Raw genomic sequence first — 21,701 nt, forward strand, 5'->3', positions numbered from 1 at the left:
GGCATGACGGCGGCCCCCGGACCTCACGGTCCGGGGGCCGCTGCGTCGCTCGCCCGGTCCGGGGGCCGGTGGTCCGGACCGCGACCGGGCGGTAGGGTCTGCCCCGTGACGCACCCGTCCGTGACCTCCTGGTGGCCGACCGCCTGACGGCCGGTGACCTCCTCCGGCCGTGCCCCGACGACGTGGGCGGCCTCGGCAGACCCCGGTGCGCACGTCGTCGGCCCAGCGGCCGTCCCCCGAGCTGGAGCCCCCCATGACGACACAGCAGACCACGCCGACCTCCCTGCCCGTCCGGTCCCTCGAACCGACCGGCGCCGAGGTGCCCTCGACCGTCCCGACGCACTGGTACAACCTCGCGGCGGACCTGCCCGAGCCGGTGCCGCCGCACCTGCACCCGGGCACGCGCGAGCCGCTGACGCCCGACGACCTCGCGCCGCTGTTCCCGCTCTCGCTCGTGCAGCAGGAGGTGACGACCGAGCGCTACGTCGAGATCCCGCAGACCGTCCGCGAGATCTACGCGCTGTGGAGGCCATCGCCGCTCGTGCGCGCGCGCCGCCTCGAGCGGGCCCTGGGCACCCCGGCCCGCGTGTACTACAAGTACGAGGGCGTGAGCCCGGTCGGCTCGCACAAGCCGAACACGGCCGTCGCGCAGGCGTACTACAACGCCCTCGAGGGCACGACGAAGCTCACGACGGAGACCGGGGCGGGCCAGTGGGGCGCGTCGCTGTCGTTCGCGGGCGCGCTGCTCGGGCTCGAGGTCGAGGTGTGGCAGGTGCGTGCGTCGTACGACGCGAAGCCGTACCGTCGCGCGCAGATGGAGGTCTACGGCGGGGTGTGCCACCCGTCGCCGTCGGACCTCACCGAGGCCGGGCGCGCGATGCTCGCCGCGGACCCGGACACCACCGGCTCGCTCGGCATGGCGATCAGCGAGGCCGTCGAGACGGCCGCGAAGGACCCCGCGGCGCACTACGCGCTCGGCAGCGTGCTCAACCACGTCATGCTGCACCAGAGCGTCATCGGCCAGGAGGCGCTCGTGCAGCTCGACGAGGCGGGCGAGGGCGCGCCGGACGTCGTGTTCGGGTGCGCGGGCGGCGGGTCGAACCTCGCGGGCCTCACGTTCCCGTTCCTCGGCCGCAACCTGCGCGAGGGCACGACGACGCGCCTCGTGGCGTGCGAGCCGGCCGCGTGCCCGTCGCTCACGCAGGGCGAGTACCGCTACGACTTCGGCGACGTCGCGGGCCTCACGCCGCTGCTGAAGATGCACACGCTCGGCAAGGACTTCGTGCCGCCGGCGATCCACGCGGGCGGGCTGCGCTACCACGGCATGTCGCCGATGGTGTCGCACGCGGTGAACCTCGGCCTCATGGAGGCGACCGCCGTCGAGCAGGACGACGCCTTCGCCGCGGGGACGCTGTTCGCACGCGCCGAGGGCATCATCCCGGCGCCGGAGTCGACGCACGCCGTGGCCGCCGCGATCGCGCACGCGCGCGCCGCGACGGAGCCCGAGGTGATCGTGCTCGGCCTGTCCGGCAACGGGGTGCTCGACCTGCCCGCGTACGCCGCGTACGTGTGACGGACGGGGCGCCCCGCGCACGGCGCGCGCGGGGCGCCCCGTACCCTGGTGCGGTGCCCGAGCCGACCCCCGAGACCCTCGACGACGCCCCGACCGACATGACCGCGCCCGCTCCCGGCGCGAGCGACCCGACCGGCCCCGCCCGGCCGCGCTACCGCACGCAGCCCGTGTCGTTCGTGCGGCGCAGCGGGCGCCTCGCGCCGCGCCAGCAGCGCGCGTGGGACGCGCACCGGGACCGCTACGTCGTCGACGTGCCGCGCGACGTCGCGCGCACGTCCGTCGACCCGGCGTGGGTGCTCGACCTGCCCGGCACGTTCGGCCGCGCCGCGCGGCTCGTCGTCGAGATCGGCTCCGGCCAGGGCGAGGCCGTGGTCGCGGCCGCCGAGCGCGAGCCCGGCACCGACTTCCTCGCCGTCGAGGTGTACACGCCCGGCCTCGCCCAGACCGTGCTCCGCGCGTCGCAGCGCGGCCTGACCAACCTCCGGCTCCTGCAGGCGAACGCGGCCGAGGTGCTCGCCACGACACTCCCCGAGGGCAGCGTCGACGAGCTCTGGGTGTTCTTCCCCGACCCGTGGCACAAGTCCCGGCACCACAAGCGGCGCCTCGTGACGCCGTCGTTCGCGGCGCTCGCGGAGCGCGTCCTGCGCGCCCCGGACGCCGACGGCGAGCGGCCGGGCGGGGTCCTGCGCCTCGCCACGGACTGGGCCGAGTACGCCGAGCAGATGCTCGAGGTGCTCGACGCCGCACCGGGCCTGCGCAACGCGCACGGCCCCGGGGGCGTGGCGCCGCGCTTCGAGGGGCGCGTCCTCACGGGCTTCGAGCGCAAGGGCGAGCGTGCCGGCCGTGCGATCACCGACCTGGAGTACGTGCGCGTCTGACGCGCGCCGCGCGCGGTTCTTGCGGACAGAAGTGATCTACGGCACATTGTGCCGGGGGTGAAACGTCGCCCCGGGCACGCAGTGTCGCGTGCGGTCGTTCCCGAGGCGGCCGGCGGGGCCTCGCGAGTCCTCCATGAGCCAACGGAGGCGTCATGACCGACGTATCGGCCGTCCCCGGACCGGGACCCGCCGAAGAGACCGACTACCAGCGCGTGCAACGCTCGCCCGAGTTCCAGGACCTGCGCAGACGCTTCCGGAACTTCGTGTTCCCGATGACGGCGCTGTTCCTCGTGTGGTACTTCCTCTACGTCCTGCTCGCGAACTACGCGCACGACCTCATGAGCACCAAGGTCTGGGGGAACATCACCGTCGGGCTGCTCCTCGGCCTGGGGCAGTTCGTGTCCACGTTCGCGATCACGATGATCTACGCGCGCTGGGCCAACAGGCGCTTCGACGCCGCGGCGGACGAGCTGCGCCGCGAGATCGAGGAGGACGAGCTGTGAGCCCCCACCTGACGGCCGCGGAGGCCACCGACGTCGGCAACCCGGTCGTCAACATCGCGATCTTCGGCGTCTTCGTCGCCGTGACGCTCGTGATCGTGCTGCGCGCGTCACGGCAGAACAAGTCGGCCGCGGACTACTACGCGGGCGGGCGCTCGTTCACCGGGCCGCAGAACGGCACGGCGATCGCGGGCGACTACCTGTCCGCCGCGAGCTTCCTCGGCATCTGCGGCGCGATCGCGATCAACGGCTACGACGGCTTCCTCTACTCGATCGGCTTCCTCGTCGCGTGGCTCGTCGCGCTCCTGCTGGTGGCCGAGCTCCTGCGCAACACGGGCAAGTTCACGATGGCCGACGTGCTGTCGTTCCGGCTCAAGCAGCGCCCCGTGCGCATGGCGGCGGCGCTCGCGACGCTCGCCGTCGTGTTCTTCTACCTGCTCGCGCAGATGGCGGGCGCCGGTGGGCTCGTGGCGCTCCTGCTCGGCATCGACTCGACCGCGGGCCAGAGCCTCGTCGTCGCCGTCGTGGGCGCGCTCATGATCCTCTACGTGCTCGTCGGCGGCATGAAGGGCACCACGTGGGTGCAGATCATCAAGGCCGTGCTGCTCATCGCGGGCGCCGCCGTCATGACGCTGTGGGTGCTCGCGAAGTTCGGGTTCAACCTCTCCGAGCTGCTCCAGGGGGCGATCGACAAGGCCGGCGTGGGCGGCGAGGCGCTCATCGAGCCCGGCAAGCAGTACGGCGCGACGGGCACCACGAAGCTCGACTTCCTCTCGCTCGCCCTCGCGCTCGTGCTCGGCACGGCGGGCCTGCCGCACGTGCTCATGCGCTTCTACACCGTGCCGTCGGCCAAGGAGGCCCGCCGGTCGGTCGTGTGGGCGATCTGGCTCATCGGCATCTTCTACCTGTTCACGCTCGTGCTCGGTTACGGCGCCGGAGCCCTCGTCGGGCCGGAGACGATCAGCTCGGCGCCAGGGGGCGTGAACTCCGCCGCGCCGCTGCTCGCGTTCGCGCTCGGCGGCGAGATCCTCCTCGGGTTCATCTCGGCGGTCGCGTTCGCCACGATCCTCGCGGTCGTCGCGGGCCTGACCATCACCGCCGCGGCGAGCTTCGCGCACGACATCTACGCCAACGTCATCAAGAAGGGCGAGGTCAAGCCCGACGGCGAGGTCAAGGTCGCGCGGATCACGGTCGTCGTCATCGGCGTGCTCGCGATCCTCGGCGGCATCTTCGCGCAGGGCCAGAACGTCGCGTTCCTCGTGGCGCTCGCGTTCGCCGTCGCGGCGAGCGCGAACCTGCCGACGATCCTCTACTCGCTGTTCTGGAAGCGGTTCAACACGTCCGGCGCGCTGTGGAGCATGTACGGCGGGCTGATCTCGTGCGTCGTGCTCATCGCGTTCTCGCCCGTCGTGTCCGGCAAGGTGGACCCGGTCACGGGCGCGAGCCTGTCGATGATCAAGGACACGAGCATCGATTTCGCGATCTTCCCGCTGAGCAACCCGGGCATCGTCTCGATCCCGCTCGCGTTCCTGCTCGGGATCGTCGGGACGCTCCTGAGCAAGGAGAAGCCGCACCCCGAGAAGTTCGCCGAGATGGAGGTCCGCTCGCTCACCGGTGCCGGCGCCGAGAAGGCGGTCGTGCACTAGCTGTACTGACCGGAGACGTTGGTCGAATGAGTGCGATGCGTTGATCTGATCTGGTAGCGCACGAGGGCCTCCCGCGGTGGAGTGGAACTGCCTAGGTATCCGCTCCGCTCACAGGAGGCCCTCGTGTCCCACGCTAATGCTGCTCTGACGCCGCGCGCCCGGCTCACGGTCGCCCGGCTGGTGATCGACCAGCACGTCCCGATCGCGGAGGTCGCGGCCCGTTTCCAGTGCTCGTGGCCCACGGTCAAACGGTGGGCCGACCGGTACGCGACCGGCGAGTCCATGGCGGACCGGTCCTCGCGTCCACGCCGGATGCCGGCCAAGACCGACCGGGCGACGACCAGGCGGATCGTGTCGTTGCGGCTGCGTAAGCGTCTGGGCCCGGTCCAGCTGGCGGCGCTGACCAGGGTCGCGCCCTCGACTGCGCACCGCGTCCTGGTCCGGTGCCGACTCAACCGGCTCTCGCACGTCGACCGGGCCACCGGTGAGCCGGTGCGCCGCTACGAACACGACCACCCCGGCGCGATGCTGCACGTGGACGTCAAGAAGCTCGGCAACATCCCTGACGGTGGCGGGTGGCGGTTCGTAGGCCGGCCCCAGGGCAGACGCCACCGAGCGGCAACGCCCGGCAAGCCCAAGAATGCCTACAGCCATCCAAAGATGGGGCACGCGTTCGTGCACACCGTGATCGACGACCACTCCCGGGTCGCCTATGCCGAGGTCCACGACGACGAAACCGCCGTCACTGCGACCGCCGTCCTGCGCCGGGCCGTGACCTGGTTCGCCGCCCGCGGCATCACCACCCAACGAGTCTTGTCGGACAACGGCTCGCCCTACCGCTCACACCTGTGGCGCGAGACCTGCACCGAACTCGAGATCACGCACTCCCGGACCCGCCCCTACCGACCCCAGACGAACGGCAAGATAGAACGCTTCCACCGCACCCTCGCCGACGGCTGGGGCTACGCCCGCGCCTACACCTCAGAGACCGAACGACGCGCTGCCCTGGCAGCATGGATCCACGAGTACAACCACCACCGCCCCCACACCGCCTGCGGGAACAAGCCACCGATCACCCGATTGACCAACCTGTCCGGTCAGTACAACTAGCGGCGGACCCCGCGCCGTGCGGCGCCCCGACCCTGCCGGGCCGGGGCGCCGCGCGTCGTCCGGCCCGGACGTCGCGCCGCCCGCCGCGCCCGGCACGACGTACCGTCCTGCGCACGTCCACCCCCTCCGTGCCCGACGTCGTCGCCGCGCCGAGGGGCGCCGATCGCCGCCGCGCGTGAGGATGGGCCCATGACGAGCGACACGGAGCAGGAGACGGCTGCCGACGAGACGTTCGACGTGATCGTGATCGGCGGTGGCCCCGTCGGCGAGAACGTGGCCGACCGCGCGGGCCGCACCGGGCTGAGCGTCGCGCTGGTCGAGGCCGAGCTCGTGGGCGGCGAGTGCTCGTACTGGGCGTGCATCCCGTCGAAGACCCTGCTGCGCCCGGGTGCGGTGCGCGCCGAGGCGCGCGGCGTGCCGGGCGCGGACGTCGCCGACGGGCTCGACGTCCCCGCGATCCTCGCGCGCCGCGACACGATGGTCGCCGACTGGGACGACGCCGGGCAGGTCTCGTGGGTCGAGGGCGCGGGCATCACGCTCGTGCGAGGGCTCGGGCGGATCGTCGGGCCGCGCCTCGTCGAGGTCGTCCCCGAGGACGCCGACGCCGACCCGGACGGGCTCCCGCGGGCCCGCCGGCTCGCGGCGCGTCACGCGGTGGTCGTCGCCACGGGCAGCGTCCCGGTGCTGCCCGACGTCCCCGGGCTCGCCGACGTCAACCCGTGGACGAGCCGCGAGGCGACCTCCGTCGAGGAGGTGCCGGAGTCGATCGCGATCGTCGGCGGCGGGGTCGTCGCCGCGGAGATGGCGTTCGCGTTCACGGACCTCGGGTCGCGCGTCACCGTGCTCTCGCGCGGCGGGCTGCTCGGGCGCACCGAGCCGTGGGCGGGCGAGGCCGTCGCGGCGTCGCTGCGCGACCTGGGCGTCGACGTGCGCCTCGGCGTCACCACCGAGTCCGTCGAGCCCCTGCCCGACGGCGGCGCGCGCCTCACGCTCGGCGCGGCACGCTCGCGCGGGGACGACGACGCGCCGGACCTCTCGCCCGTCTCGGCCGCGCGCGTGCTCGTCGCGACGGGGCGCGTCCCGCGCACGCACGACCTCGGCGTCGACGCCGTCGGGCTCGCCCCCGGGCGCGCGCTCACGGTCGACGACACGATGCTCGTCCAGGGGCTCGCCGAGGACGCCGGGACCGGCTGGCTCTACGCGGCGGGCGACGTCACCGGGCGCGTCGCGACGACCCACCAGGGCAAGTACCAGGGCCGCGTCGTCGGCGACGTCGTCGCGGCGCGCTTCGGCGACGGCGGCACCGAGGGAGCCCCGACCGCGGGGGAGGAGCCGCCCGCCGTCGGCGCCGCGCCCGAGCCGTGGTCGCGCTTCGCCGCGACGGCCGACGCCGTGGCCTCGCCCCAGGTCGTCTTCACGCGGCCCGAGGTCGCCGCCGTCGGGCACACCGAGGCGTCGGCGCGCGACGCCGGGATCGACGTGCGCGTCGTGCGCTACGACCTCGCGAACGTCGCGGGCGCGTCGGTGCGCGCCGCGGACTACGCGGGGAGCGCCCAGCTCGTCGTGGACGCCGCGCGCGAGGTCGTCGTCGGGGCGACGTTCGTGGGCCCGGACGCCGCGGAGATGCTGCACGCCGCGACGGTCGCCGTCGTCGGCGAGGTCCCGCTGCGGCGCCTGTGGCACGCGGTGCCGTCGTACCCGACCGTGAGCGAGGTCTGGCTGCGCTTCCTCGAGGAGTACGGGCTGTAGCCGCCGGAGGACGTCCGTGGGCCCGCCGCCCGCGCGCGCCCGCCGTCGCCTAGGCTCGGGTGCGTGACGACCGAGACCTCCGCCCCGCGCGTCGCCCTCGCGACGTGCTCCGTCCTCCCGCACCTCGACCCCGACGACGCCCCGCTCGTGCGCGCGCTCGACGCGCGCGGGGTCGCCGCCGAGCCCGCGGTGTGGGACGACCCCGACGTCGACTGGTCGGCGTTCGACGCCGTCGTCGTGCGCTCGACGTGGGACTACTCCGCCCGGCGCGACGAGTTCGTCGCGTGGGCGGCGCGCGTCCCGCGCATCCTCAACACCGAGGCCGTGCTGCGCTGGAACACCGACAAGGGGTACCTGCGCGAGCTCGAGGCCGCGGGTGTGCCCGTCATCCCGACGCTCTGGCTCGACCCGGCGCGCAACCTGTCCTCGCGCGCGATCCACACGCGTCTGCCCGCGCAGGGCGACTTCGTCATCAAGCCCGTCGTGAGCGCCGGCGCGAAGGACACCGGCCGCTACCAGGCGGGCGAGGCGCACTCGCGCGGGCTCGCGATCCAGCACGCGAAGAACCTGCTGGTCTCGGGCCGCGAGGTCATGGTGCAGCCGTACGTGACGAGCGTCGACACCGCGGGCGAGACCGGGCTCGTGTTCGTCGACGGCGAGTTCTCCCACGCCGTGCGCAAGAACGCGCTCCTCACGGGCCCGCACCGCCCCACGCGCGGGCTCTACCAGGAGGAGGAGATGAGCCCGTTCACGGCGAGCGAGGAGCAGCTCGACGTCGCGCGCCGGGCGCTCGCGGTCGCGGCGGGAGCCGTCGGCGGCGGGGACGTGGCGGGCTTCCTCTACGCGCGCGTCGACGTCGTCACCGGCAACGACGGGGGCGTCGTCGTCATCGAGCTCGAGCTCACCGAGCCGTCGCTCTTCCTCTCCCTCGCCCCGGGCTCGCTCGACCGGTTCGCCGACGCGATCGCCGCGCGCGCCGCGCGCTGAACCGCTCCCGACCTCGCGTCGGACCTGCCGAGCACCCGCGCCGCGGCTGCTCGGCAGGTCCAGCCGCACGACGGCGGCCCGCCCCGGGACCGGGGCGGGCCGCCGTGGCGCGTGCGGGGACGGCTCAGGCGAGGCCGTTCTCCGCGAGCCAGTCGGCCGCGATGTCCGCGGACGAGCGCTGCTCCTCGGTGGACTGCACGTTGAGGGCGACGAGGCCCTCGGGCGTGAGCGCCGCGCTCACGGGGTTGATGACGTCCGCGATCTCGTCGGCGAGGTCCGCGTTGACGAGCGGCACGACGTTCGACGCGAGGAACAGACCTTCCGGGTCCTCGAGCGTGACGAGGTTCTCGGTCTGGATGCGCGGGTCGGCGCTGAACACGTTCGCCACGTTCACCGTGCCGGCGACGAGGTCCTGCACGGTCGTGTCGCCCGTCGCGACGAACGACACGTCGACGCCGTACACGTCCTTGAGCCCCTGCGGGCCGTACGGGCGCTGCTCGAGCTCGGCAGGGCCGCCGAGCGTGAGCGGCACGTCGAGGTCCGCGAGGTCCGCGATGCTCGTCAGGTCGTTCTCCGTGGCGAACGACTCGGTGACGTTGTAGGAGTCCTGGTCGGTCGCGCTCGACTGGTCGAGCACGGTCAGCCCGTCGGGCAGCGCCTCCTGCAGCGCGGCGTACACGTCCTCGGGCGAGGTCGCCGTGGCGTCGGGGTCGAAGAACTGCAGGAGGTTGCCCGTGTACTCGGGGAAGAGCTGGACCTCGCCGTCCTCGAGCGCGGGCATGTACGCGTCGCGCTGGCCGATCGAGAAGTTGCGCTCGACGGTGAAGCCCTCGGCCTCGAGCGCCTGGGCGTAGATCTCGGCGATGATCTCGTTCGAGTAGTACGCCTGGGAGCCCACGACGATCGCGTCGGACGAGGCGCTGCCGCCGTCGAGCGGGTCGGAGCCGCTGCAGGCGCCGAGGGCGAGGACGGCGGTCGCGGCGGTCGCGACGAGGGCGGTGCGTCGGGTGGTGCGCATGTGTCTGCCTTTCTGAGGGCCGTCCCGGGACCGGGAGGGGAGTGGGTCGGGGCCGCGGCGCGGTCGGCGGGGGAGCGCCGCGGGTCAGGCGGTCGTGGGGTCCGGGAGGCGCCGCCTGCGCCGTGCCGGGGCGTCGTCCGGGGCGCGGCCGGCCGCCACGCCGCGCGGCACGACGACCCGTTGCAGGATCGCGAACAGCGCGTCGAGGACGACGGCGAGCACCACGATGAGGAGGGCCGCCCCGAGGATCTGGGAGAAGTCGCGGATCTGGATGCCCTGGACGATGTAGAAGCCGAGGCCCCAGTTGCCGACGTAGCCGGCGAGCGTGACGGTCGCGACCACCTGGAGCGTCGCGGACCGGAGCCCGCCGATGAGCAGCGGGAGCCCGAGCGGGACCTCCGCCTTGAACAGGACCTGGCGACCGGTCATGCCGACGGACCGCGCGCCGTCGACCACGCGCCGCTCGACGGCCTCGACGCCCGCGTAGGCGCCCGCGAGGATCGGCGGGATCGCGAGCAGCACGAACGCCGTGACGGACGCGGCGACCTTGTGCGTCACGCCGAGCACGAGCACCAGGAGCAGCACGAGGCCGAACGAGGGGACCGCCCGCGCGGCGCCCGAGAGCGCGACGGCGATCTCGCGCCCCCGCCCGGTGTGGCCGATCGCCCAGCCCGCGGGGATCGCGACCGCCGCGGCGATCAGCACCGCGACGAACGTGAACGCGAGGTGCGTCCAGATCGCCTCCGGCAGCGGGAGCGCGCCGGTGAGCCGGTCGGGGGAGAAGATCCAGGCGACCGCGTCGGCGAAGACGTTCATGCGCGCACCTTCCGGGACCAGGGCATGAGCGCTCGCCCGGTGAGCACGAGCAGCAGGTCGACCACGAGCGCCACGAGCACGACCGCCACGACGCCCGCGAGGATCTCGGCGACGATCTGGCGCTGGTAGCCGTTGGTGAACAGGTAGCCGAGGTTGTCGATGCCGATGAGGATGCCGACGGTCGCGAGCGAGATCGTGGAGACGGCCGTGACGCGCAGCCCCGCGAGCACGACCGGCCCGGCGAGCGGCAGGTCGACCTGCCAGAAGCGCCGCCACGGGCCGTAGCCGACGGCGAGCGCCGCCTGCCGGACCGTCGGGTCGACGGACGCGAGCGCGTCCGCGACGAACCGCGTCATGATCGCGACCGCGTAGATCGTCAGCGCGACGACGAGGTTGACCTCGGACAGGAAGCTGATCCCGAGCAGCGGGGGCAGGAGCGCGAACAGCGCGAGCGACGGGATCGTGTAGAGCAGCCCGACGACCGTGAGCACGAGCCCGCGCGTGAGGCGGAACCGGAACGCGAGCCAGCCCGCGGGGATCGACACGAGGAACCCCAGCACGATGGGCAGCACGCACTGGCGCAGGTGCTCGACCGTGAGGCGGCCGATCAGGTCGAGGTTGTCGAGCACCCAGGTCATGCGCCGTCCTCGACGAGGTCGTCCACCAGCACGCCCTGGGTGCGGCCGCGGCCGTCGACGAGCACCGTCCCGTGGTCGGTGTGCTTGGTGCGCAGCGCCCGGGCGCCGCGGTCGGCGCCGATGAAGCTCGCGACGAACTCGCTCGCGGGGTTCTCGAGGATCTCGCTCGGGGACCCGATCTGCGCGACCTGCGCGCCCTTCTCGAGGATGACGACCTGGTCGCCGAGCAGGAACGCCTCGTCGACGTCGTGCGTGACGAACACGACGGTCTTCTCCAGCTCGCGCTGCAGCCGGATCGTCTCGGTCTGCAGCTCGGCCCGGACGATCGGGTCGACGGCGCCGAACGGCTCGTCCATGAGCAGGATGTTCGGGTCCGCGGCGAGCGCGCGCGCCACGCCGACGCGCTGCTGCTGGCCACCCGAGAGCTGGCTCGGGTAGCGGTCCGCGAGGCCGCGGTCGAGGCCGACCGTGTCGAGGAGCTCGAGAGCGCGCTCGCGCGCGGGCCCGCGCGGTGTGCCCTCGAGGCGCAGGACGGTCGTGACGTTGTCCACGACCTTGTGGTGGGGGAGGAGCCCGCCGTTCTGCAGGACGTACCCGATGCTCCGGCGCAGCTTCACCGGGTCGCGGTCGAGGATCGACGCGCCGTCGATCTCGATGACGCCCGAGGTCGGCTCGACCATGCGGTTGATCATCCGCAGGAGCGTCGTCTTGCCGCTCCCCGAGGACCCGACGAGCACCGTGGTGCGGTGCGGCGGGATGACGAGGTCGAAGTCGGCGACCGCCGCCGTGCCGTCGGGGTACGTCTTGGTGACCGATCGGAACTCGATCATGGGGCGCTGCCTCCCGACAGTCGGTGAACGGCTTCCACCCAACCACGACCGCGACGCGGTCTGCGAGCGCAATGCGTCGCCTGTCTCAGAACGTACGACGCCCCACCGACACGCGGCACTCGCACCGGTACGTCGGCTTCGCACTCTCGTCGGCGCCGCGGCCGTTCGGAACTCCCGTGACGCGCGTCACCGGGAGACCTATCGTGAGCGTGTGCCGCCGCCGGACGCCCTGCTCGCCTTCGCGCTCGCGTCGCTCGTGATCGTCGTGGTCCCGGGCCCCAGCGTGCTCTTCGTCGTGGGCCGCTCGCTCTCGCTCGGGCCCCGGGGCGGCGTCCTCAGCGTGCTCGGCAACGAGCTCGGCGCGCTCACGCTCGTCGCCGCCGTCGCGCTCGGCGTCGGCACGGTCGTCGCGACGTCCGTCGCGGTGTTCACGGCCGTCAAGCTCGTCGGCGCCGCCTACCTCGTCCACCTCGGCGTCCAGGCGGTCCGGCACCGGCGGGACGGTGCGGTCGGCGTCGCCGTCGCGCCCGTGCGCGAGCCGTGGTGGCGCGTCGTGCGCCAGGGCTACGTCGTCGGCGCGACGAACCCCAAGACCATCGTGTTCTTCGTCGCCGTCCTGCCCCAGTTCACGGACTTCCACGCCGGGCGGGTGCCGGCCCAGATGATGGTGCTCGGCGTGGTCTTCACCGTGATCGCGTTCGTGTGCGACGGCGCGTGGGCGCTCGCGGCCGGGGCGGCCCGGGCCTGGTTCGCGTCCTCGCCCGGGCGCCTGAGCGCGGTGCGCGCCACGGGCGGCGGCATGATGGTCGGCCTCGGCGGCCTCCTCGCCGTCGCGACGCACCGCAGCGCCTGAGCCGCCGGGACGTCCCGGGACGCGACACGGCAGGACGCGACGAGGGCCGGTCTCCGTACGGAGACCGGCCCTCGTCGTCTGGGGTGAGTAACGGGACTTGAACCCGCGACCCCCTGGACCACAACCAGGTGCTCTACCAGCTGAGCTATACCCACCATGCGGGACGTGCCCACGCGACCGGCGCGTGGAGCACCGGCCGTCGAAAAGTGTACCCGCTCCGCGGGGTGCTCCAGGACGCCCCGGCCGGGTCAGGCGTCGGTCGTCCCTGTGACGGTGGCCACGGACTCGTCCGCGGCCGGTCGGGTGCGTCCCCGGGCCACGCTCGTCGCCACGACCTCCTCGGCGAGGCGGCGCGCCGTCGCGGAGTCCGGGCCGGGCTGGGGGACGAACACGGCGGCGCGGTAGTACCGCAGCTCGTCGATGCTCTCGAGGATGTCCGCGAGCGCGCGGTGCCCGCCCTGCTTCTCGGGCGACGCGAAGTACGCGCGCGGGTACCAGCGGCGCGAGAGCTCCTTGACGGACGAGACGTCGATGATCCGGTAGTGCAGGTGGCTCATCAGAGCCGGCATGTCGCGGTCGAGGAAGCCCTTGTCGGTCCCGACCGAGTTGCCCGCGAGGGGCGCCTTGCCGGGCTCCGGGACCCACGTGCGGACGTAGTCGAGCACGCGCTGCTCGGCCTCGGCGAGCGTGAGCCCCTCGTCGAGCTCGTCGAGCAGGCCCGACGTCGTGTGCATCTGGCGCACGAAGTCGCCCATCTGCGCGAGCGCCTCCGCGGGCGGTCGGACCAGGACGTCCACCCCCTCGCCGAGCACGTTGAGCTCCGAGTCGGTCACGACGGCGGCGACCTCGACGAGGGCGTCGGCGCCCAGGTCGAGCCCGGTCATCTCGCAGTCGATCCAGACGATGCGTTCGTTCGCGTTCACAGGACTCACCCGCACAGCCTAGTCGTGGCGTGCGGCCCGTCCCCGCGCGTCGGCCCGGCTGCGCGGGGACCGGGTACGACGAAGGCCCCGGTGGTCCGGTCCACGGTGGGTCCGGACGGCCGAGGCCTTCGACGAGGTGCGCCGCCGCCTGTCGGGGTGGGACCCCGGCCCGGCGAGCGGTCGGTGCGCGTCATGCGGAGCGGCGCGGCAGGCGGGCCTGCCGGGTGTGCGCCGGGACGCGGGTCGTGGTGCGGCGCAGCTGCGACCGGCGCAGGGTCTGCTCCTGCAGCTGCTCGCGACGGCTGAGGGCCGCCACGTCGTACGTGATCAAGGGATGCATGGTGAGTGCTCTCGTGACGCTGGGTTTCGTGGGTCTGGCCGGACCCTCCACCGCCCGGTACGGACCGGACGGACGCCACCGCGGTGTGCTCCTAGAGGACCACGCGCGGCGGGGGCGGCGCACGGCTTTTTCGCCACGAGCGTCGGAGCGCCCCGCACGACGCCGCCCGGCCGGCCTGCGTGGTCGGTCCACCCTGCGTAGCCTCCGGGCATGGGTCCGAGAGGCGGGGCAGCGGGAGGCGCGTCCGCGCGCGAGGTGCTCGCACGGGTGTGGCCGGGGCTCGCGCTGGTCCTCGTCGGCGCCGTGGGCTTCGTCGTCCTGCTCGACGCCGTGCGCGACCAGGACGACCTCTGGGTGCTCGACGACCCCCTGCTCGCGTGGATGGTCGCGCAGCGCTCGCCCGTCGCGACGACGGTCCTCACCGTCGTGACGACCGTGTCCGGGCCGTACGTGCTCCCCGTCCTCGTCGCGCTGGGCTGCGTGCTGTGGGCCTGGCGCTCGGGCACGTGGTGGGAGCCCGGCATGTTCGCGGGGGCGATGGTGCTGTCCACGCTCGTCTCGACGGTGCTCAAGGCGGTGGTCGCGCGCCCGCGGCCGCCCGACGCGTCGATGGTCGTCGCGGGCGTCGAGCGCTCGTTCTCCTTCCCGTCCGGCCACACGATCGGTGCCGCGACGCTCGTGCTCGTCGGGGGCTACCTCGTGTGGCACCGGCACCACGACGGGCGGGTGCTCGCCGTCTGGGTGGCCGTGTCGGTGGTCGTGGTGGGCGCGGTCGCCCTGAGCCGGCTCTACCTCGGGTACCACTTCCTCACGGACGTCCTGGCGGGGATGGCGCTCGCGGTGGCGGTCCTCGGCGTCGTGGTCGTGGTCACGCGCCTGCACGACGCGCAGGCGGGCGGGCGCCCGCGCGTGGCCGCCCGGCCGGCGGGGACGGACGGCGACGTTCGCTAAAGAAGTCTTGCGCAAGAAGTCTTTCGTGAAGTAGCGTGCCCGCATGAGCACGTCAGGACGCGCGCCGTCCGGCCCGCGGCAGGCCGCCGGCCAGGTCGTCGCCACCGACCCCGCCAGCATCCGGGCCCTCGCCCACCCGCTGCGCCTGCGCATCCTCGCGATCCTCGACGACGAGGGCGAGGTCACCGCGACGCGCTGCGCCGAGGTCACGGGCGAGTCGGTCGCGAGCTGCTCGTTCCACCTGCGCATGCTCGCGAAGTACGGCTACGTCGAACCCGCAGAGCGGCGCGGCAAGGAGCGCCCGTGGCGCTCCGTCGGACGCGGCCGGCAGACGCGCTTCGACCCCGACGTCCCGGAGTCGCTGCACGCGGCCGGCGCCGTGGCGGGCCTCGTGCTCGACCAGGAGGCCGACCGGGTCCGCGCGTGGCTCGCCGCGGCGCCCGCCGAGGACCCGCAGTGGCTCCTCGCCTCGACGATGAGCGGTGCGTCGTTCTACGCGACGCGCGAGGAGCTCGACGCGCTCGCGCGCGAGGTCGAGGCGCTCACCGACCGCTTCGCCGGCCGCTGGGACGACCCCTCCCTGCGACCCGCGGGCGCACGCCCCGCGCGCCTGTTCGCCGTCGTCAACGCCGACCCCCCGCAGGACCCCCGATGAGCGCGCCGGACGGACCGGCGGGCACCACCCCGACCGGCACGAGCGCGACCGGCACGAGCGCGAGCGGCACGGCGGCGAGCGGCGTCGCACCGACCGGGACGACGGCCGGTCCGGCAGAGGACGCCGCCGCAGGCCCCGCGCGCGCCGCGCTGCGCGGCCGCGCGTTCCGCCTGCTGTCGGTGGCGTGGGCGTTCACGAACTTCGCCGACTCCGTCCTCGCGATCATCCTCGCCGTGTGGGTCAAGGACCTCACGGGGTCCAACGGCGCCGCCGGCCTCGTGTTCGCCGCGCTCGGCCTGCCGGCGCTCGCGTCGCCGTTCCTCGGGCAGCTCGCCGACCGGGTCTCGCGGCGCCGGATGCTCGTCGGGGCGTACGCCGTCGGGGCGCTGAGCGTGCTCGCGCTGCTCGCCGTGCGGGGCCCCGGGCAGGTGTGGCTCGTGTTCGTCGTCACGGTGCTCTACTCGACTGTCGGCTTCGCGACGGCCGCTGCCCAGTCGGGTCTCGTGCGAGACATGCTGCCCGACGACGCGCTCGCGCCCGCGAACGGCCGCCTCACGACGATCGACCAGGTGTTCCGCCTCCTCATGCCGGTCGTCGGCGCCGGCGCGTACGCGCTCGCGGGGGTGTGGCCGCTCGTCGCCGCGGCGTCCGTCGCGTTCACGGTCGCGGCCGTGCTCGTCGGGCGCATCCGGGTCGCCGAGACCCCGCCGACCCCGGCCGACGAGCGCGAGCCCTACCTCGGCGAGGTCACCGCGGGCTTCCGGCACCTCGTGCGGACCGCGCCGCTCGGCGTCCTCACGCTCGCGCTCGTCGTCGCGTTCGCGGCCGTCGGCCTGCTCAACGCGGTGAGCCTCGCGATCGTCGAGCACGGCCTCGGCCTCCCCGCGGCGCTCCTCGGCCCCATCGCGTCCGCCCAGGCGCTCGGGGCGATCGTCGCCGGGCTCACCGCGGCCCGGCTCGTCGCCCGCTGGGGCGCGCAGCGCGTCGTCGCGCTCGGCCTGCTCGTGCTCGCGCTGGGCATCGTCCCGACCACGGGCACGAGCGTCGCCGCGATCGTCGTGGGGCTCGGCGGGGTCGGGCTGGGCGTGACGTGGGCGGTCGTCGGGTTCGTCACCGAGCGCCAGCTCCGCACGCCCGGCACCCTCCAGGGCCGTGTCGCCGCCGCGAGCACGATGCTGCTCAACGTCCCGCAGCTCGTCCTCACCGTCGTGGGCGCGGCGCTCCTCGGGGTGCTCGACTACCGCGTGCTGCTCGTCGTCACGGTCGCCGGGGTCGTCGTCGCCTCGGGTCTCGCGCTGCGCGGCCGCCGAGCCGCTGCGGCGGTCGCCGAGTAGGGCGCGGCGGCGTCGGCCCCGGGATCAGTCGTCGAGACCGCGGGCGCGCAGCGCGTCCCCGAGCGCGTCGGCCTGACGCAGGCCCCCGACGACGAGCGGGACGGCGTAGGCACGCACGTCGCGCTCGCGGCCGCGGGCCCGGCACGCGTCGCGCACGCGGTGCGCGAGCGCGGTCACCACGGGGACGCACCGCACGGCGAGCGACAGGACGAGCGCGAGCCGGCCGACGTCGACCCCCACGCGCGCGAGCGGGCGCAGGCCCCGGCCGATCGCGGCGAGCACGGCGGACGTGCGCGTCGTGAGCAGCACGAGGCCCGCGAGCGCGACGAGCGCGACGAGGCGGGACGTGAGGACGAGCGCGGGCACGGGACCGAGGGTGAGCCACTGCACCGCGAGCAGCACGGGCACCACGAGACGCAGGGGCCGCACCTGCGCCCAGGCCGCGCGCAGGCCCACGCCCGCGACGGCGTACAGGGCCGCGACGGCGCCGACGACGGCCGCGACCGTCCCGGGCGACGTCGCCGCGAGCGCGACGGCGGACACGCCCGCGAGCCCGGCGAGCTTGGCCCCCGCGGGCGCGCGATGCACGAGCGACGTGCCCGGGCGGTACGTGCCGGGCGTCACGACGGCCGCCCGTGCGGCGCGACGTGCACGGCGGGCCTCGGCGCGGGCGAACCCGTCACGACGCGCCCCGGCGGCTCGCGGGTGCGGCCTCGTCGACGAGGCGCCGGTAGTGCGCGACGGCCGGCCCGGGTGCGTCGTCCGCCACGACCCGCCCGTCGTCGACGACGAGGACGCGGTCCATCGCGTCCATGAGGGTCAGGTCGTGCGAGACGAGGACGACCTGCTGGGGCAGGGCCGCGAGCTCGGCGGCGAACCGGCGCGTGTTGCGCAGGTCGAGGAGCGTCGTCGGCTCGTCGGCGACCACGAGGCGGGGCCGCGCCGCGAGGACGGACGTGAGCGCGAGGAGCTGCTTCTGCCCGCCGGACAGGAGGTGGGCGGGGTGGTCGGCGTGGTGGGCGAGGCCGCGCGCCGCGAGCGCGTCCCGCACGATCCGGTCGCGCTCGGAGGCGGGCACGCCGCGCACCGAGTATGCGACGTCCTCGGCGACGGTCGGCATGACGATCTGCGCGTCCGGGTCCGTGAACACGAACCCGACGCGGCGCCGGACCGCCGCGCCGTCGCGACGCGTGTCGAGCCCGTCGACGAGCACGCGTCCCGCCGTGGGGACCACGAGCCCGTTGAGCAGGCGCGCGAGCGTGCTCTTGCCCGAGCCGTTGGCGCCGACGATCCCGACGCGGCGCTCGGTGAGCTCGACGTCCACCCCGCGCAGGACGTCGCGCCCGCCGAGCCGCACGTGCACGTCCTCCAGCCGGACGACGCACCCCGTCGCCGCGTCGGCGGGCACGACGCCGGCGGGCACGACGCCCGAGGGCACGGCGTCGGCCGGGACCGGGGGAGCTGCGCCGGGCGTGCGCGCCCCCCGGTCGGCGTTCCGGCGGCGGGCCGCCGCGACCGCGCGCGCGATCATCGGACCACCTCCACGAGCGCGGCGACGCCGAGCCCGCCGCCCACGGCCGCGGTCGCGAGGCCGAGCGTCCCGGCGGGGGCGCCCGCGCGCACGAGCCGCGAGAACAGCCGGACGATGACGAGCGCACCGCTCGCGCCCCACGGGTGCCCGAGCGCGAGCGCGCCGCCGTCGGCGCACACGCGCGCGTCGTCCGCGGCGTCGCCGAGCGGGTCGAGCCCCAGCGCGTCCGTGACCGCGAGCACCTGTGCGGCGAACGCCTCGACGACCTCGACGGCCGCCACGTCGTCGAGCGCGACGCCCGCGCGGGCGAGCACGGCCCGGACGGCGGGCACGGGCCCCCAGCCGGGCAGCGCGGGGTCGCAACCGACCGTCGCGGACGCGAGCACGCGCAGGCCTGGTGCGCCCAGGTCGCGGCGCACTCGCTCGGGCACGACCGCGACGGCCGCGGCCCCGTCGCTCACGGGGCTCGCCGTCGCCGCGGTCACGGTCCCGTCGGGCGAGAACGCGGGCGCGAGCCGGGCGAGCACGGCGGGGTCGAGGCGGCGCGCCCGCTCGTCGCGCGCGAGCGCCCGTCGCGGCGCGCCGAGCCGCACGGTCTCCGCGTCGAGGCGCCCGGCCCGGTGGGCGGCGAGGGCGCGCGCGTGGCTGCGCAGCGCGTACGCCTCCTGGCGCGCCCGCGTCACGCCGCGGCGGCGCGCGAGCTCGTCGGCGGCGGCGCCCATCGCGGGATCGGCCCACGGCACGGGGGCGAACGCCGCGCGCTCGAAGGGGACGTCTCCCCCGGGCGTGCGGTGGGCGCGCGCGGGCGCGCGCGACGCGCTCTCCGTGCCGCCCGCGAGCACGAGGCGCGCCTCGCCCGCGCGGACCTGCTGGGCCGCGACGAGGACCGCGGCGAGCCCGGACGCGCACTGCCGGTCGACCGTCAGACCGGGGACCGCGACGCCCGCGCCCGCGGCGAGCGCCGCGACCCGCGCGACGTTGCCGCCCGGCCCCGTGCAGCACCCGAGCACGACGTCCGCCGGGTCGTCCGCGACGCCGAGCGAGCACGTGTCGACGAGCGTCGCGCGCAGCGCTCCGGCGGCGAGGTCGACCTCGGTGAGCGCGCGGTGCCCGTGCCCGGCCGTGCCGACCCACGTGCGCCGCGCGGCGACCACGACCGGCGCGTCCGCGGGCACGCCCCGTGCGCCGGTCATCGCAGCGGCTCCAGCCCTGCCGACGCGGGATCCGCGCCGCCGAGCGCCTCGCTCACCGCGCCGCGCGCGGGCTTGCCCGACGGCGTGCGGGGCAGCGCGCGCGTGCCGTACCAGCGGCGGGGACGCTGCGCGGGGGCGAGCGCGCCGCGCGCGACGCGCTCGAGGTGCGCGCGCAGGCCCGGGCGGTCGTCGCACTCGACGACGGCGCTCACCACGGCGCCGAGCCGGCGGTGCGCCGTGCCGAGCACGACGACGTCGCGCACGCCGGGCACCGCGCGCAGCACGACCTCGACGTCCTCGGGCACCACGGTCGACCCGCCCGTGAGGATCGCGCCGTCGCCGCGACCGCGCAGCACGAGCGCGCCGCCGTCCGGCGGCAGGGGGTCGGCGAGGTCGCCCACGGTGCTCCACGCGCCGTCCCGCCGCAAGGGGCCGGTCGCGCGCGCGAGGTAGCCGCGCGACACCCACGGGGAGCGCACCCAGACCTCGCCGACGCTCGCGGCGGGCAGGGGCCGCACGTCGAGCTCGACGCCGGGGAACGGCCGCAGCCCGGACCCGTCCGGGTCGTACGCGACGAACGACAGCTCGACCGCCCCGTAGTACGCGAGGACGTCGACGCCGAGCGCTGCGGCGCGGGCCCGGGCCCCGGCGGGCAGGGACGCGCCGCCGACGACCGCGTGGCGCAGCCGCGAGGGCGCACCCGCGGCGACCGCGGCGAGCACGTCGTCGAGCACCTGCGGCACGAGGTGCACGACGTCGCAGCGCGCGAGCGCCGTCGTCGTGGCGGCCGGCGTGCGCGTGAGGTACACGCCCGCGCCGACGGCCAGCGCGTGCACGGCGGCGAAGCAGTACAGCGAGGACGCGAGCGGCCCGGGGACGAGCACCGTGTCGGCGGGCGTGAGGTCGACGAGCCGCGTGACGTCGTCGAACGAGCCCGCCCACGAGGCGCGCGTGCGCACGACGGCGCGCGGGCGGCCCGTGCTGCCCGACGAGAAGCCGGCCCACGCGAGGTCGCCCGGCTCGGGCGCGCGGCCCGGCGCGGGGAAACCGGCGGCGGGGCCCGTCCCGCGGGGGAGCGGCACCTCGACGAAGGTGCGCGGCGCGAGCGTCCGCAGGACCTCGGCGCGGTGCGCGCGCGGCCACGACGGGTCGCACACCAGCGGCGTCGCGCCGAGGTGGTCGACCGCCAGCACCGCGGTCAGGCAGTCGAGCGGGTCGGGCAGCGAGACGGCCACGAGGTCGCCGGGCCGCGTGCCCGTCGCGCCGAGGTGCGTCGACCCCGCGCGCACGTCCGCACCGAGCGCGGCGTACGTGCGCGACCGCTCGGGCGTGCGCAGCGCGACGCGGTCGCGCGCGGCCGGGTCGGCGGCGTGGGCGAGGACGTGAGGGGCGACGGGCACGCGGACACTCTCGCAGGCGTCAGGACGTCGCGCGGGCGCCGCCCGCTGTGCGGCGGGCCGGGCGGGCGGCCGGGTAGGCGCGCACGACGCCGACCGTGATCGCCGCGGCGGCCAGCGCCTTGAGCACGTCCCCCGGGACGAACACCAGGGAGAGCTGCGCGGTGGTCGCGAGCGGCACGCCGGTGACGAGCGCCTGGACGGGCACGCCGATCGCGTAGACGACGGCGACGCCGCCCACGAGGGCCGCGACGAGGACGCGGCCGAACACGACGCGCGCGAGCCGGTCGACGAGCCAGCCCACGACGGCCGCGCCCGCGAGGAACCCGAGGAGGTATCCCGCGGACGGCCCGACGAACGCGCCGAGCCCGCCGCGCCCGCCCGCGAGCACCGGCAGCCCGGCCGCCGCGAGCGCGAGGAACGTCGCGACGGCGAGCGTGCCGCGCCACGCGCCCAGGATCGTGCCCGCGAGCATCACGCCGAGCGTCTGGAGCGTGATCGGGACGGCGTTCCCGAGCAGCGGCAGCGACCCGGGCATGCCGAGCGCGGCGATCAGCGCGGCGAACGTCGCGATGCGCGCGGCGTCGCCCGCGTCGAGCGCGAGTCGTCCGCGGGCACGACCGGGTGCGTCGGCGCCGGCCGCGGAGGCCGTGGGCGGGGCGGGTGCGGTGGTCGGGGAGGGGGTCATCGGGGCTCCTGCGGGGTGAGGTCGACGGTGGCGAGGTCCACTCTCCCGAGCCGCGACGCGCGGCGGCGTCGGTGGCGCGGACGACGCGGGC

The 21,701-nt window shown here is 75.4% G+C and carries 22 protein-coding genes and 1 tRNA gene; 11 read left to right on the forward strand and 12 right to left on the reverse strand.

Going from position 1 to position 21,701, the window contains the following annotated elements; genetic code table 11:
• Window positions 1-253: 253 nt before the first annotated feature.
• From GJV82_RS11070 to GJV82_RS11100, 7 genes are all read left to right on the forward strand, one after another.
• Window positions 254-1,573: a TrpB-like pyridoxal phosphate-dependent enzyme gene (locus GJV82_RS11070; protein ID WP_024842148.1), complete on the forward strand. Its 1,320-nt coding sequence runs from the start codon at window positions 254-256 to the stop codon at window positions 1,571-1,573.
• Window positions 1,574-1,671: 98 nt separating this feature from the next.
• A complete protein-coding gene (trmB, locus tag GJV82_RS11075; protein WP_155099282.1) occupies window positions 1,672-2,451 on the forward strand; it encodes a tRNA (guanosine(46)-N7)-methyltransferase TrmB in 780 nt (259 codons plus the stop codon).
• 152 nt (window positions 2,452-2,603) lie between these two features.
• Window positions 2,604-2,954 (forward strand): DUF485 domain-containing protein, encoded by a 351-nt coding sequence (locus GJV82_RS11080; protein WP_155099259.1) that lies wholly within the window; start codon window positions 2,604-2,606, stop codon window positions 2,952-2,954.
• Window positions 2,951-4,597 carry a solute symporter family protein gene (locus GJV82_RS11085; RefSeq protein WP_318657532.1) on the forward strand — a complete coding sequence of 549 codons (1,647 nt, stop codon included), beginning with the start codon at window positions 2,951-2,953 and terminating at the stop codon, window positions 4,595-4,597. The genes GJV82_RS11080 and GJV82_RS11085 overlap by 4 nt, the downstream gene beginning before the upstream one ends.
• 123 nt (window positions 4,598-4,720) lie before the next feature.
• Window positions 4,721-5,707 (forward strand): IS481 family transposase, encoded by a 987-nt coding sequence (locus GJV82_RS11090; protein ID WP_318657533.1) that lies wholly within the window; start codon window positions 4,721-4,723, stop codon window positions 5,705-5,707.
• Window positions 5,708-5,896: 189 nt separating this feature from the next.
• Window positions 5,897-7,456: a dihydrolipoyl dehydrogenase family protein gene (locus GJV82_RS11095; protein ID WP_155099260.1), complete on the forward strand. Its 1,560-nt coding sequence runs from the start codon at window positions 5,897-5,899 to the stop codon at window positions 7,454-7,456.
• Window positions 7,457-7,519: 63 nt separating this feature from the next.
• Window positions 7,520-8,443 carry an ATP-grasp domain-containing protein gene (locus GJV82_RS11100; RefSeq protein ID WP_115942305.1) on the forward strand — a complete coding sequence of 308 codons (924 nt, stop codon included), beginning with the start codon at window positions 7,520-7,522 and terminating at the stop codon, window positions 8,441-8,443.
• A 124-nt stretch (window positions 8,444-8,567) separates the two neighbouring features.
• On the opposite strand, the gene GJV82_RS11105 is transcribed toward GJV82_RS11100, so the two are convergent.
• From GJV82_RS11105 to GJV82_RS11120, 4 genes are all read right to left on the reverse strand, one after another.
• Entirely contained in the window at window positions 8,568-9,461 is an 894-nt protein-coding gene (locus GJV82_RS11105; protein ID WP_155099261.1) for an ABC transporter substrate-binding protein, read from the reverse strand.
• Window positions 9,462-9,545: 84 nt separating this feature from the next.
• On the reverse strand, window positions 9,546-10,277 hold the full coding sequence (locus GJV82_RS11110) for an ABC transporter permease (RefSeq protein ID WP_024842155.1): 732 nt from the start codon (window positions 10,275-10,277) through the stop codon (window positions 9,546-9,548).
• Complete coding sequence (locus tag GJV82_RS11115) at window positions 10,274-10,915, reverse strand: ABC transporter permease (RefSeq protein ID WP_155099262.1); 642 nt, start codon at window positions 10,913-10,915, stop codon at window positions 10,274-10,276. Before GJV82_RS11115 ends, GJV82_RS11110 begins: the two co-directional genes overlap by 4 nt.
• Complete coding sequence (locus GJV82_RS11120) at window positions 10,912-11,745, reverse strand: ABC transporter ATP-binding protein (RefSeq protein WP_155099263.1); 834 nt, start codon at window positions 11,743-11,745, stop codon at window positions 10,912-10,914. The genes GJV82_RS11115 and GJV82_RS11120 overlap by 4 nt, the downstream gene beginning before the upstream one ends.
• A gap of 211 nt (window positions 11,746-11,956) precedes the next feature.
• Between GJV82_RS11120 and GJV82_RS11125 the strand changes: the two genes are divergently transcribed.
• On the forward strand, window positions 11,957-12,598 hold the full coding sequence (locus GJV82_RS11125; RefSeq protein WP_318657534.1) for a LysE family translocator: 642 nt from the start codon (window positions 11,957-11,959) through the stop codon (window positions 12,596-12,598).
• Between the two features lie 79 nt (window positions 12,599-12,677).
• On the opposite strand, the gene GJV82_RS11130 is transcribed toward GJV82_RS11125, so the two are convergent.
• The 3 genes from GJV82_RS11130 to GJV82_RS11140 all read right to left on the reverse strand — a co-directional run bounded on the left by GJV82_RS11130 (window position 12,678) and on the right by GJV82_RS11140 (window position 13,852).
• Window positions 12,678-12,753, reverse strand: a tRNA-His gene (locus GJV82_RS11130).
• Between the two features lie 93 nt (window positions 12,754-12,846).
• On the reverse strand, window positions 12,847-13,530 hold the full coding sequence (gene orn, locus GJV82_RS11135; protein ID WP_318657535.1) for an oligoribonuclease: 684 nt from the start codon (window positions 13,528-13,530) through the stop codon (window positions 12,847-12,849).
• A 181-nt stretch (window positions 13,531-13,711) separates the two neighbouring features.
• On the reverse strand, window positions 13,712-13,852 hold the full coding sequence (locus GJV82_RS11140; RefSeq protein WP_155099264.1) for a hypothetical protein: 141 nt from the start codon (window positions 13,850-13,852) through the stop codon (window positions 13,712-13,714).
• A 219-nt stretch (window positions 13,853-14,071) separates the two neighbouring features.
• On the opposite strand from GJV82_RS11140, the gene GJV82_RS11145 reads away from it, so the two are divergent.
• The 3 genes from GJV82_RS11145 to GJV82_RS11155 are packed head-to-tail and all read left to right on the forward strand — an operon-like array spanning window position 14,072 to window position 16,801.
• Entirely contained in the window at window positions 14,072-14,812 is a 741-nt protein-coding gene (locus tag GJV82_RS11145; RefSeq protein WP_155099265.1) for a phosphatase PAP2 family protein, read from the forward strand.
• Between the two features lie 43 nt (window positions 14,813-14,855).
• Entirely contained in the window at window positions 14,856-15,467 is a 612-nt protein-coding gene (locus GJV82_RS11150) for an ArsR/SmtB family transcription factor (RefSeq protein ID WP_155099266.1), read from the forward strand.
• Window positions 15,464-16,801, forward strand: a complete 1,338-nt coding sequence (locus GJV82_RS11155; protein ID WP_155099267.1) for an MFS transporter — start codon at window positions 15,464-15,466, stop codon at window positions 16,799-16,801. The genes GJV82_RS11150 and GJV82_RS11155 overlap by 4 nt, the downstream gene beginning before the upstream one ends.
• A 24-nt stretch (window positions 16,802-16,825) precedes the next feature.
• Here GJV82_RS11155 and GJV82_RS11160 read toward each other — a convergent pair whose 3' ends face one another.
• Genes GJV82_RS11160 through GJV82_RS11180 form a run of 5 tightly spaced genes read right to left on the reverse strand, consistent with a single transcriptional unit; the run spans window position 16,826 to window position 21,610 of the window.
• Window positions 16,826-17,425: an energy-coupling factor transporter transmembrane protein EcfT gene (locus GJV82_RS11160; RefSeq protein WP_318657536.1), complete on the reverse strand. Its 600-nt coding sequence runs from the start codon at window positions 17,423-17,425 to the stop codon at window positions 16,826-16,828.
• A gap of 55 nt (window positions 17,426-17,480) precedes the next feature.
• Window positions 17,481-18,332: an energy-coupling factor ABC transporter ATP-binding protein gene (locus GJV82_RS11165; RefSeq protein WP_155099268.1), complete on the reverse strand. Its 852-nt coding sequence runs from the start codon at window positions 18,330-18,332 to the stop codon at window positions 17,481-17,483.
• Window positions 18,329-19,525 (reverse strand): thiolase family protein, encoded by a 1,197-nt coding sequence (locus GJV82_RS11170; protein WP_155099269.1) that lies wholly within the window; start codon window positions 19,523-19,525, stop codon window positions 18,329-18,331. Before GJV82_RS11170 ends, GJV82_RS11165 begins: the two co-directional genes overlap by 4 nt.
• Entirely contained in the window at window positions 19,522-20,925 is a 1,404-nt protein-coding gene (locus GJV82_RS11175; RefSeq protein ID WP_318657537.1) for a class I adenylate-forming enzyme family protein, read from the reverse strand. The genes GJV82_RS11170 and GJV82_RS11175 overlap by 4 nt, the downstream gene beginning before the upstream one ends.
• A 19-nt stretch (window positions 20,926-20,944) precedes the next feature.
• Window positions 20,945-21,610, reverse strand: a complete 666-nt coding sequence (locus GJV82_RS11180) for a biotin transporter BioY (RefSeq protein ID WP_155099270.1) — start codon at window positions 21,608-21,610, stop codon at window positions 20,945-20,947.
• Window positions 21,611-21,701: the final 91 nt, after the last annotated feature.

The organism is Cellulosimicrobium composti, from assembly GCF_009711085.1.
Lineage (GTDB): Bacteria > Actinomycetota > Actinomycetes > Actinomycetales > Cellulomonadaceae > Cellulosimicrobium > Cellulosimicrobium composti.